Consider the following 12979-nt stretch of genomic DNA (forward strand, 5'->3'; position numbering starts at 1 on the left):
ATGTCTAGCTCCAGTGCCCAGCGTCTAGTGGACTTCGCTCTCCTCCTTACGATAAGTCAACATCGACTCGCTAAACTCCTCGTGTTTCCTTTATCTCGTACGGCGCACCCTAGTCCGAACATCGCTAAACAGGTTCCACCGCTTTTCTTGTCGGTTCCATAATGTTTATATGGCACTCTTTATTTTAATTAGAAGTCAAACTATATTATAATTACACTTAATCGGATTCGACAAAAGGTGATGATCATGACGAAAAAACGACTACTTTTGAGTGTTCTAGTTTTATTAGTAGCAATCGGTTTTGGATTTATTATATATTTTTCAATTATATTAGCTGGGAATTATGTCATAGATGATAAAAAGCTAGTCATGCACAGCTCATCTTCATTAGTAGATGAAGATGGGAATTTATTAACGAAATTATTTATAGAGAATCGACAATTAGTCTCTATTCAACAAGTGCCTCAGCATGTACAAGATGCATTTGTGGCAATAGAAGATGCGCGTTTCTATGACCATCAAGGCATTGATTTTAGAGCCATCACTAGAGCTTTATATCGAGATATACGAGCAGGAGCTAAAGTTGAAGGTGGAAGTACAATTACGCAACAACTTGCTAAAAACACTTTCCTTAGTCATGAAAAAACGTTCTGGCGGAAGACAAAAGAAGTTCTTATTGCAATGAACTTAGAACATAAATATAGCAAATCAGAAATTCTAGAATTTTATTTAAATCGCATCTACTTTGGGCATGGAGCGTATGGGATTCAAGCAGCCTCTAAACTCTATTTCGATAAGGATGTAAGTGAATTGACGATCGAAGAAGGAGCCTTATTAGCAGCGCTTCCGAAAGCACCGAATGCTTTTTCGCCGATTACCTATCCTGAAAGAAGTAAACAAAGAAGAGATGTTGTACTAAGTGTAATGGAACGAAGAGGCTATTTATCACCAGAAGAAGCTGTTCGGCTGCAGGGAAAAACGGTTGCAGTGCAGCGAAATACAGTTAGTAAAAAAGAAGAATACTTAACCTATATTGATATGGTTTTGGATGAAGCCGAACAACGATATCAAATCTCAAACGAAGAGTTATTAACTGGTGGATATACAATTGTTGTACCGATGAGAAAGGAACTCCAAGAAAGTGTTTATGAAAAGTTCCAGCAAAATGAATTTTTCCCTGGTCAAGATCCTAACGTCGAAAGTTCGATTGTTCTAATGGATGTTGAAACGGGCGGAGTCCTTGCGGTACAAGGCGGCAGAGAGTATGTGAGCAAAGGACTTAACCGAGTTAATGTAAAACGTCAGCCAGGATCGGTTATTAAACCATTAGCTATATTTGGACCGGCAATTGAGACAGGGCAATATCATCCATATTCGATGTTAACCGATGAACTACATGATTATGATGGATATGAACCGAGGAACTTTACGAATGAGTATAGAGGGGAAGTGCCAATGGTCGATGCTCTAACACATTCATTAAATGCTCCAGCTGTATGGTTGTTCAATGAATTAGGAATCGACCGAGGAAAAACCTACCTAGAGCAACTCGGGTTGAGTACTGAAGATGATGGACTAGCTCTAGCATTAGGAGGAATGACAGAAGGATATACTCCCCTTGAAATAACAAAAGCTTACCGTGCACTTGCTCATCAAGGAACGTATACAGATCACTATTTTATTAAAGAGCTGTATGATCGTAATGGAGAACTTCTTGTAAATGTTGAAAATAGTGAACAACAAGTATTCTCGGAGCAGACAGCGTGGTACTTAACGAGAATGCTCGAATTAGTAGTTAATGAAGGAACGGGGACTTCTGGAGTTACAAGTGAGCCGTTAGCAGGGAAAACAGGGACAACTTCGTATACAGCTGTAACTGGAGGTACAAGAGATGCGTGGTTTGCAGGTTATACACCAAAAGTAGTAGGAACCGTTTGGATGGGACATGACCGTACGACAGAAACGTCTTATTTACAAGGGGGAAGCAGCTATCCTACAGCATTATTTAAAGAGATCTTAAATGAATTGCCCGATGACCTCAAAACCGATCGTTTTGTAAAGTCAGTGGCAGTAAATGATCTTGAACCGGCTATTCACCTCGAGAAAATTACTGACCTTAAAGCTTCGCTAGTTTTTGGAGGTAGACGAGTTTTAAGTGTTAAGTTATCGTGGACACCTGCAGCTGATGAACGAGTTCGCTATCATATTTATGAAGTCACGAATGAACAAGGTGCACAAAAAATTGGTTTCGTTGATGGGAGCGGTGAATACCTAGTTAGAAGTATTAACTTATTCCGATTGCACGAATATTTCGTTGTCCCATATGATTATTTAACAGACCGAGAAGGCCCAGCATCTAATCTATCATCTGTGTCAGGTCCATTTGGTTTTTAATATCTAGCAACATATTCCACTGGACGATTTATTGTCCAATTTTACGATTTATTGTCCGTTTTGGATTTTTATTGTCCAATTTTCAAATTTATTGTCCGATTCGGACTTTTATTGTCCAAATTATGTCCAACCGATATTATTCGTCTCAAGTCAAGAAATGCTTCATTATGTCAAAAAAATTCACTCGTTAAAATAAAATAACAAGGCCTGCTAGTTAGAGAAGCGTCATCTCTAGCTAACAGGCCTTTTCTTTATTAAATTTTAAAGTTTGAGATTTTTTGTTCTAACTCGGTTGCTATAATGGATAACTCTTCGGCTGATTGCGTGACACTTTCCATCGTGGCTACTTGTTGTTCCATTGTAGCTGAAATACTGTCCGTGCTGTCATTAGCAATCGTAGATATGTTTTGAATATCATTTACAGTCGCTAGAATGTTTTGGCTTAAGGTATTAACAGATATAACCATTTCGTTAATTTGACTTGCTTGGGATAGTACTTGTTTTACCGATGTTAAAATTTCATCAAATGATAAGCCTGTTTCTTGTATTACTTGTTCACCATGTTTAATCATGGTTGTACTAGCATGTGACTTTTCAATGGAATGTCCTACTTGTGTAGATATTCGGTTAATGATTGCAGAAATCGTGTTTGCTGCTTTTTCACTTTGCGCAGACAATTTACGAATTTCATCTGCAACGACTGCGAAACCTTTTCCAGCTTCTCCAGCACGAGCTGCTTCGATATTCGCATTTAACGATAACAAATTCGTTTGCGATGAAATTTCTTGGATCATTTGCACAATATTTTGAATTTCAGTTGAATTTCTTCCTAACTCTTCAATAACAATCACATTTTCTTCATTTTGCTTACGAATGTTTTCCATCGATAAGATTGAGTCTTCGAGCTTTTCTTTTCCAAAAGTCGCTTTTTCGTTAGACGTTTGTACAGCTGATACGATGGTTTGTGTAGAGTTCTGTACTTGCTTCAAACGCGCTTCCATCTCCTGGAATATCGTCGCTGATTGATTGATCGATTGATTTAACAGAGTTTGTCCACTAGCCATTTCTTGTAATGAGCCGGCTACTTGTTGCGACCCTGCATTCACTTCTTCTGATGAAGAAACGAGCTCATGGCTTGCAGCGGATACATTTTGTGAAGTCGATGTAATATTAGCAACTAGATCACGCAGGTTACGAGTCATTTCGTTAACTGCAATCGCTAATAAACCAAACTCATCTTTAGAGCGAACTTTAATTTCATCAGCTAAAAGATTACCTTTACTAACTTCGGTTGCGACAGTTAACGTACTGTGTATGGATTGTTTAATAGATCGTGATAAGGCGTAAAATAGTATTCCGCCAAGTACTGCTGCAACGATAAATGAGATCACACTAATAATGACGGCTAAAGTAATGGCACTATTCAAGTTAGCACTTATCTCTATCATTCGTTTTTTTAAGATAGCATCTAGTTCGTTAACTGCATTGATAGTTTCATTGCGAATTAGCGCAAGTTGCTGCATGGTTTGTGCATTCGTTCCGGTTAAGCCTTCAAGGATCACATCGACCCTGCTGTCAAACTGGGAGTTATAAAGTAAGAGTGATTGATATAATTGCTGTTCAGTTTCAGTCACCATTACATCTTCAATGACAACTAATATTTCATGAAGTTTAGTCTCATTTTCGCGGTACAGGTTTTGATTAATAACCCCATGGTAGTCAACATCGGTTATAGCTATGTACTTATATTGAAATAAAGAGCCAACTTCTGATATCTGAACAGTTCTATCACTAATTAATTCCATATCACTTCTATGTTTGTCCACTACTTGGTACTGATAAAAATTAAGAATAAATCCAATAAAGAATAAACCTAGCACAAATGCTAAGCCACCTAAAAGTTTAAACTGAATACTGATGAAACGTTTCTTACCGTTTTTTAAGTTCTCCTTTTTTCCTATAGACCTCATTGTTTCGTCTTAGCCCCCTAATTCTAAAAGATGTCATTTGTGTGTGAATTGGCTCTCCGTAAGTAGCTTGCAGTTAAAAAAATGGTGTAAAAGCAACAATTTCACAAAAATAGAACAGATTATTAATTATAAAGTACTATTTCGCCAAAAAATTTAAATTTTTGACAAAATATCTTAGCGTAATTTTAACACATTTTAGTACTATTTGAACATTTGAAATACAAGGGAAGTATAAGTATAGTATAAAAAGTGGTTTCAAAGTAGTTTAATTGTGAAGAAAGTAGGTAAAATATCCTACGTAGATTTCAAGTTTTAGAATGTGCAAAATGTTAATAAGTCCTATATATTCATCAATTTTTTGACACTTTAAGAAGGAGTATATACATTGTAATTTGTGGGATTTATATTAAAAAGAGCATTTACTGTTTAGAAATTAAGGAAATACTATCCTTTTAATAGTTAGTTTTTTCTTTAGAATTTATTGCAAGACAACGTTAAGAGGATAAAAATGATTTTTTCTTAAGAATGATTTACAATAAACAACGTATGATTTATTCGGAAGCAGAAAGGTGTGTAGGAATGACTACCCAATTTAATGATAATTTTTTACGAGCATGTAAAGGAGAAAAAACAGATCACACTCCTGTTTGGTATATGAGGCAAGCAGGACGATCGCAGCCAGAATATCGAAAAATAAAAGAAAAGTACTCACTATTTGAGATTACGCATCAACCTGAGCTTTGTGCTTATGTAACGAAGCTGCCAGTTGATCAATATAATAATGACGCAGCAATTCTATATAAGGACATTATGACACCACTTCCAGCAATAGGTGTTGATGTTGAAATTAAAGCAGGTATCGGTCCTGTTATTGATAACCCAATTCGCTCAAAAGCGGATGTTGAAAAGCTAGGAACGATTCATCCTGAAGATGATGTGCCTTATGTCTTAGAAACCATTAAGCTTTTAGAAGAGCAACTAAGTGTTCCTTTAATTGGCTTTGGTGGTGCGCCATTTACGTTAGCCAGCTACATGATCGAAGGTGGACCTTCAAAGAACTATAACAAAACAAAAGCATTTATGTATGCTGAGCCAGAAGCATGGCACCTATTAATGGACAAGCTTGGAGAAATGACAATTACATATATCAAATCACAAATTAAAGCTGGAGCAAAAGCAATTCAAATTTTTGATTCGTGGGTTGGAGCATTAAATGTTGCAGATTATCGTTTATTTGTGAAGCCTGTAATGAATCGTATTTTTGCAGAGTTAAGAAGTGAAGGAGTCCCATTAATTATGTTTGGTGTTGGGGCAAGTCATTTAGTTAATGAGTGGCATGACCTCCCATTAGATGTAGTTGGTTTAGACTGGAGACTATCCATAGCAGAAGCACGAGAAAAAGGTGTGAATAAGCCTGTTCAAGGAAATTTAGATCCAGCTATTCTATTATCCCCATGGGAAGTTATTGAAGAGAAGGCAAAGGCTATTATTGATCAAGGGTTAGATCACGCTCCTGGCCACATCTTTAACTTAGGCCATGGTGTATTTCCTGAAGTAAATCCAGATACACTACGCAGACTTACTGCATTTGTACATGAATACAGCAGTACTAAATAAATAGCATTGGAGTGTTTGAAGAATGTCTAAACGCAAAATCGGTCTTCTTGTAATGGCATATGGTACTCCTCGCAGTTTAGATGAGGTAGAATCATACTATACTCATATTCGTAGAGGAAGAAAGCCTTCTGAAGAAGCGTTAAACGAATTAACTGAACGTTATGAAGCAATTGGTGGTATCAGTCCTTTAGCTAAAATTACAGAAGCACAAGCACAAGGTCTTGAAGATGAAATGAACAAGCGTTTTGATCACTTAGAGTTTAAAGCATATTTAGGTTTAAAACATATTGATCCTTTCATTGAAGATGCGGTTCAACAAATGAAAGAAGATGGAATAGAAGAAGCAATTAGTATTGTTCTAGCACCGCATTATTCTACTTTTAGTGTTAAATCATATAACGGTCGTGCACATGAAGAGACAGAAAAAGTCTCAGGTCCTTCTATTCACAGTATCGATAGTTGGTATAATGAGCCATTGTTTATTGAATATTGGGCGGAGCAAATTAAACAAACGATGGCTAATATTGAGGATAAGGACTCCGCTGTTGTCATATTCTCAGCTCACAGCTTGCCAGAAAAAATTCTACAAAACGGAGATCCTTATGTTGATCAGTTGCAAGAAACCGCTGATTTGATTGCAAGTGCAGCCAATATTAAAAATTACACGATCGGCTGGCAAAGTGAAGGAAACACACCGGACCCTTGGATTGGACCAGATGTTCAAGATTTAACTCGTGACCTTTATCAAAAAGAAAAGTACCAATCATATGTTTATTGTCCAGTAGGGTTTGTCGCTGATCATCTGGAAGTTCTTTATGATAATGATATTGAATGTAAAATTGTAACCGATGAGCTCAATGTGGATTACTATCGACCGGAAATGCCAAATGCGAAGCCGGAATTTATTGACTGTCTAGCAAAAGTGGTGACGGATAAGCTCAAAGAGAAAGTACGTGACATCTAGTGGCAGATGAACGGAAAAAAAGAGTGGCTATCGTTGGAGGGGGAATTACAGGTTTAACCATTGCCTATTACCTACAAAAAGAAATTATGAGTAAAAGGTTAAACTTAGAGTACAAGTTGTTTGAGTCGAGTGGCAAATTAGGCGGAAAAATTCAAACTGACTATACCAATGGGTTTGTTATTGAACAAGGTCCTGACTCATTTCTTGCGAGAAAGCAAAGTGCAGCTAAATTAGCAAAAGAAGTTGGACTAGAGAGTGAGCTTGTACATAACGATACAGGTCAATCATTCGTTTTAAAAGGAGACCAACTTTATCCCATTCCAGGTGGTGCTATTATGGGTATTCCAACCAAACTGGCTCCATTTGCAACGACAAAATTGTTTTCACCAATGGCCAAATTACGAGCTGCCGGGGATTTGTTTTTACCTAAAACGAGTCAACCAGATGAAGATCAATCACTCGGTCACTTTTTTAGAAAGCGGTTAGGGGATGAAGTCGTTGAAAATTTAATTGAACCGCTGTTATCAGGTATATATGCAGGTGACATTGACCAATTAAGTTTGATGGCCACTTTTCCACAGTTTCATCAGGTAGAACAAAAACATCGTAGTCTGATTCTTGGAATGAGCAAGGCCATGCCAAAACCAGCAAAACCTGTACAGCCAACCAAGGCTAGAGGAATGTTCATGTCCTTTAAAGGTGGCTTACAGTCGTTCATTGACAGCATTGAAAATCATTTAGATGAAGACGCAATAAAAAAGTCTGTGAGTGTTAATTCCATTCTGAAAGAAGGTGAGCAGTACAGGCTCACCTTTACAGATGGTCATGTCGAGACTTTTGACCGTGTCATTCTAACAACACCACATGAAGTGACTACGGATATATTAAGAAATTATTCTCACATTATTCAACCTCTTAAAGAGATCCCGTCAACATCAGTTGCCACAGTTGCGATGGCTTTTCCGCTATCGAGTATAAAAGGTAATCTCGGTGGGACTGGATTTGTTGTCGCCAAGAAAAGTGGATACTCTATTACTGCATGTACGTGGACGCATAAAAAGTGGAAACATTCTGCTCCAGAAGGATATGCGCTTCTTCGCTGCTATGTGGGTCGGTTTGGTAATGATGAAATAGTAAGTCAATCAGATGATGAGATCCTTACAGCAGTAAAAAAGGACTTAAGAGAGATAATGCAAGTTGATGAAGAACCACAATTCCACAGCATCACTCGTTGGAAAAAGGCGATGCCGCAGTATATTGTTGGTCATAAACAAAGAATTGAGCAGTTAAAAACGAGCTTAAAGAAGGAAATGCCAGGTGTTTATGTAGCTGGTGCAGCTTACGAAGGACTTGGTTTACCGGACTGTATCGATCAAGGTGAAGCTGTAGTTCAGAACGTAGTTCAATCATTTTAACAGAACGAGAGAATAACGGGTTTACTTCATAGATGTAAACAGCCAAGTAAAAACACATGCAGATTTCTAGCAAGAAATCGCATGTGTTTTTTTATTATATTTTTTCTAAGCATTCAATTCTTCTGTGCAGGTGTCACAAAATGAACATTTAAACGACTTATTAGATACAAAGAAGGAAAGAAGGTGATGGTTGGATTGAACAAAGATAAACAGCAACTCTTAATGGAATGGTACGAAAAATACTATGATGACGTGTACCGTTTTATTCTCATTATGCTTGGCGACAACCAATGTTGTGAAGATTTGGTTCATGACACGTTCGTGCGAGCGTTTATGGCATATGATCGGTTTGATAACCGGTCGAACGTTAAAACGTGGTTGTTCAGCATAGCGAAACATTTGGTCATTGATGAAATTCGAAAACGCAAACGAAGGAGGTTTATTTCGTTTGTGAAGGAAATCCCTTCCACTATTAGTGTGGAACAGCATATTGAAGATAAAGAAGCTGTCACGCATCTAATAGAGTCCATTCAAAAGTTAAAACCCAATTACCGTGTCGTTATTATTTTTCGGAAAGTAGAAGAATGCGACCGTATTGAGCAAACATTTTGATGACGAGTGGAAGCAGCCCCAACAAGTTAGGTCAACGAAAGAACAAAAACATACGACGAGGACAAGGGTTTTGAAAACACTTGAGGCTCAAACGGTAAATCGTGCTCTCAGAAACTATATTCCAATGAAAAGTATCGTAGCTCCACGATTTTTTTAATGATTAGTGGAGTTTTTTTATGGCTGATTTTACTAGAAAGCGGACAGCCACCAACGGCATATGAAGAACCAATCGGTCTTGAACAGTTCAGTTGGAACCTGACCGATGTCTATCCAGAGAAATCGGGTGACGGCATGCTCATTTATCGGAAAGATAATCCGGTTGAAGTAGGAGCAGTGAAGGAGGTTACTGAAGAGGAGAAAAATAAGCTTGTATCTAACTTACCTATCTATGTAGAAGAAACACTTGAAAGTTTTCCTTACCCTATAACTATGTATATTGAGCATGTTAAGATGATGGAAGTTTCGTCACGATATCACTTCTTTATTGCATTTACGGATGAGAAATGGATACACATTACATTTGATTACCCGAAGCTTGAATATGCTGAAATTTTCCACGCAATGTCCACTTTAGAGCTCAAAGGGAAAGAACCATATGTTCATGCTGATCAACTTTATGTCACACACGGCTATGGAGACTTGTTGTATCCGGTTGGATTGGAGCCAGTTTCTATTTCTCCTGAGAAAGAGATTTACCACTGGTCGAACGCTTCGTCTAAGGTATATTCTGACTACTTGGGTAAAGTTGTTGATGGACCTGGAAATTGGCAGCAACAAACCGTTGCCGGACTTACTCATACATTTATTCATGGAACTTGGGAAACCGAATTAACGATCACCTTAGATTGAAAAGAATTAATATAGGAGTTTGTTTATCATAATCAAGAGGAGTAACTTCGGAAAAATATTGGCTTTTACGTGCAGTTGAAAAGGGGACTATTAGGTTGTTATTAAATTATTAACAGCCTTTCCATGTTGCCCTAACCGAAGGGTTAGGGCAACAAGAAAATAGAAAAAGAAGAGCATGGAGATCAAATTCCATGCTCTTCTTTAGATAATATAATTTATGAGATTATTAATGTGAATTTACGATTTTGCACTTCCACATGTAAACCAGTTTATGATGACTGTCTCATTCTTTATTATTTTAGCAGTTCTTCTAGTTTAGTTGTATCAACAAATCCTGTTAAATCAGGATCGTCTTCAATAAAGCTTAATTGATAAGAAGCATCAGCCCATGCTTGCAGTGCTTCTGGGAACGTATCTGTAGTAACGACCATACGTTGCCATGCGTTTTCTAGTACAGTTTCTGGTAAACGTTGTTGTGTTAAGTTATATAGTGAGTCATTTATTGTTTTTAACGTATCTTCAGTGTTTTCATGTGTGTAGTTAACAGCTTGAATGTGTCCTTTAAGCATAGCTTCAACAATTTCCGGTTGTTCTTCCATGAAACGCTTAGAAGTAACTAATACAACACTTGCTAATGTTTCTCCAAGGAATACATCATTCCATTCTGAGACAACTTTTGCACCTAATTCTTCAACAAGGTACGTTCCCCATGGTTCTGGAGCTGCTGCCGCATCAATTTGTCCTTGTTCAAACATAGCAACCATGTTAGCAGGAGCGACACGAGATTGGTGCTCTACAGTACCACCTAGACGGTTGGATTGAAGTCCAAGGTCTTGCAGCATAATTTCTAATTGAACGTTATGAGTACAACCATTTCCTGGCGTACAGAACGACTTTCCGTCGAAATCCTCGAGAGTTTCAATACCAGCATCTTCACGAGCAACAATTAATGTAGCACCATTAGCTGCAGCACTAATAACAACAACATCTCCGCCACGTAAGAAGTAGTTAATAGCTGGACCTGGTCCAACATAACCGATATCTAACGTACCAGCATCAAGCGCTTCGATAAAGTCATTTCCATTTGGAAAGTCTCTGAAGTTTGCTTCAACTTCTCCAAGTTCATCTTGGAAGAAGCCTTTCTCCATTCCTACAATACCTGCAGCGTGATCTAAGTTTGGAAAGTATCCAATAGAGACACTATCTGCAGTACCGTCACCAGACGTGTTACCAGATCCACAAGCAGCGAGCATTCCAACAAACGCAACACTTGCAACAGCTTTTAAAAACTTTTTCACTTTTTTCTTCCCCCTAAAAAACTTAATTATTTTTGGATAATCCAAAGCGAGTAAGAACTCGTTTTTCAACTCTATTAAAAATTAAATATTCAACAGTTAATCCAATTAAAGAAATAATGACCATAATTGCAATAACGAGGTCCATATTAAACATATCTTTGGCGTTTAATAGTGTACGTCCTAGACCGCCTGTACCAAGAAGCTCCCCAGCCATCAATGCACGCCATCCGAATGCCCATGCAAGTCTGGCACCGGTTAAAGCTGAAGGAATAGAAGCTGGAATCATCACTTTCCAAACGAGTTCGGAACGATTATAGCCCATTGTCCGTGCTGCACGAATAAGGAGCGGTTGAACATTTTTTATTCCCATTCTTACATTCATCGTCATTGCCCACGTTCCACCTAAAACAATAATAAAGATAATAGCAAGGTCACTTCCTGCAAAGATCATAAGCGCAATTGGTAACCATACAATACTAGGAACTGATTGGAGTGCAATAACAAGAGATCCTAATGTTTCATCAGCCAGTTTTGAACGTGCTAATAAAATTCCTAATGATGCACCTATAATAATAGCGAGCACAAAACCAATCGCTATTCGCTGGATACTCGTTGTCAGGGCATGAAATAAAATACCAGTTTCAAAGAAACCACGATACAATTGAGTCAGAGTTCCACCTGGTGATGGAAACATCATAACAGAGAAGAACTGATAACTAAGGTTTAGTCTATATGTGATCTCCCATATCGCGATGAGTGCCATAAAGAAGAGCAGCCTTCTTACTATTGTAGTCATCTCCCATTTCCTCCCTCATGACTTTTTCGATTTCACCAGCTAGATGCTCCATAATTTCTTCTTCTAGTTTAATAAATTCTGGACTAGCCTGTTTTCTAGGTCTTGGAATAGTAACGTCAAATGTTTTAATAATCCCACCCGGTCTAACACCCATTAAGACAATACGATCAGATAAAAGAATGGCTTCACGAATGTTATGTGTAACAAACAAGATCGTTTTCTTTGTTTCTTCCCAAATGTATTGAACTTCTTTATGAAGCATAGATCTTGTCTGTTCATCTAAAGCACCGAATGGTTCATCCATTAAAAGGATTTTCGGGTCCATTGCTAGGGCTCTTGCAATGGATACACGCTGCTTCATTCCTCCTGAAAGTTCATGAGGGTATGAATTGATAAATTTACTTAAATGGACGAGCTTTAAGTATTCGATGGCTTTTTTCTTTGCCTCTTCTTTTTTCATTTTCTTTTTTAACGCAAACATGACGTTTTCAAGAACTGTTAACCAAGGCATAAGTGCTGCTTCTTGGAATACGACCCCGCGGTCAGACCCTGGACTTGTAATTACTTGGTTGCTAACTTCAACCGTACCAGTTGTTGCTTGGTCTAATCCTGCAACAATATTTAATAACGTTGACTTTCCGCATCCAGAAGGACCTAGCAACGATAAAAACTCTCCTGATTTTAATTCAAGATTAATATTTTCAAAGACTGTGTATGCTGTTTTGTCATCTTTGTTATGGAATGTCTTGCCTACATTTTTAATTTGAACCTCAGCCATTGCACAGACCTCCTTTAAGTCCCTTAATTTTCTAATTTTTGATAAAACATATCTTTTTAGTCGGCTTTAATCATGTTGTTAGTATATGACGGAACTTTTTGTCTGTCAACACTTATTTCCGTATATTTTAGTAAGTTAAACAGCTTGTTGACAGTCTTCTGAAACTGTAAGGCTATATTTATAAAAGCAGCCGTATGAAAGTCACTTAAGCAAGGGAACAAGAGACATGAAGCAAGGTTTCTTCATGCCTTATATGAGAGGTGGCCCATCAAGTTCCAATATAAAT

10 protein-coding genes are annotated in these 12979 nt (G+C 37.7%); 6 read left to right on the forward strand and 4 right to left on the reverse strand.

The annotated features are described in order from the left end of the window. Positions 1–246: 246 nt before the first annotated feature. On the forward strand, positions 247–2394 hold the full coding sequence (locus AC2VNP_RS15075) for a transglycosylase domain-containing protein (protein WP_486918119.1): 2148 nt from the start codon (positions 247–249) through the stop codon (positions 2392–2394). Positions 2395–2648: 254 nt separating this feature from the next. Here the strand turns inward: AC2VNP_RS15075 and AC2VNP_RS15080 are convergent, their stop codons facing one another. After that, positions 2649–4364, reverse strand: coding sequence for a methyl-accepting chemotaxis protein (locus AC2VNP_RS15080; RefSeq protein ID WP_486918120.1), 1716 nt, complete (start codon positions 4362–4364; stop codon positions 2649–2651). Positions 4365–4943: 579 nt separating this feature from the next. Here AC2VNP_RS15080 and hemE point away from each other — a divergent pair. The 5 genes from hemE (at position 4944) to AC2VNP_RS15105 (ending at position 9821) form a co-directional block, all read left to right on the forward strand. Continuing rightward, positions 4944–5981: a uroporphyrinogen decarboxylase gene (gene hemE, locus AC2VNP_RS15085; protein WP_486918121.1), complete on the forward strand. Its 1038-nt coding sequence runs from the start codon at positions 4944–4946 to the stop codon at positions 5979–5981. Positions 5982–6003: 22 nt separating this feature from the next. Continuing rightward, positions 6004–6945, forward strand: a complete 942-nt coding sequence (gene hemH / locus AC2VNP_RS15090; protein ID WP_486918122.1) for a ferrochelatase — start codon at positions 6004–6006, stop codon at positions 6943–6945. Then, entirely contained in the window at positions 6945–8360 is a 1416-nt protein-coding gene (gene hemY / locus AC2VNP_RS15095) for a protoporphyrinogen oxidase (protein WP_486918123.1), read from the forward strand. Before hemH ends, hemY begins: the two co-directional genes overlap by 1 nt. Before the next feature lie 195 nt (positions 8361–8555). Beyond that, on the forward strand, positions 8556–8972 hold the full coding sequence (locus AC2VNP_RS15100; protein WP_486918124.1) for an RNA polymerase sigma factor: 417 nt from the start codon (positions 8556–8558) through the stop codon (positions 8970–8972). A gap of 156 nt (positions 8973–9128) precedes the next feature. Then, positions 9129–9821: a hypothetical protein gene (locus AC2VNP_RS15105; RefSeq protein ID WP_486918125.1), complete on the forward strand. Its 693-nt coding sequence runs from the start codon at positions 9129–9131 to the stop codon at positions 9819–9821. Between the two features lie 293 nt (positions 9822–10114). On the opposite strand, the gene AC2VNP_RS15110 is transcribed toward AC2VNP_RS15105, so the two are convergent. The 3 genes from AC2VNP_RS15110 to AC2VNP_RS15120 are packed head-to-tail and all read right to left on the reverse strand — an operon-like array spanning position 10115 to position 12693. Further along, entirely contained in the window at positions 10115–11119 is a 1005-nt protein-coding gene (locus AC2VNP_RS15110) for an aliphatic sulfonate ABC transporter substrate-binding protein (protein ID WP_486918126.1), read from the reverse strand. 22 nt (positions 11120–11141) lie between these two features. Continuing rightward, positions 11142–11915: an ABC transporter permease gene (locus tag AC2VNP_RS15115; RefSeq protein ID WP_486918127.1), complete on the reverse strand. Its 774-nt coding sequence runs from the start codon at positions 11913–11915 to the stop codon at positions 11142–11144. Further along, complete coding sequence (locus AC2VNP_RS15120) at positions 11848–12693, reverse strand: ABC transporter ATP-binding protein (protein ID WP_486918128.1); 846 nt, start codon at positions 12691–12693, stop codon at positions 11848–11850. Before AC2VNP_RS15120 ends, AC2VNP_RS15115 begins: the two co-directional genes overlap by 68 nt. Positions 12694–12979 lie beyond the last annotated feature (286 nt).

This window comes from Alkalihalobacterium sp. TH-98 (assembly GCF_057473385.1).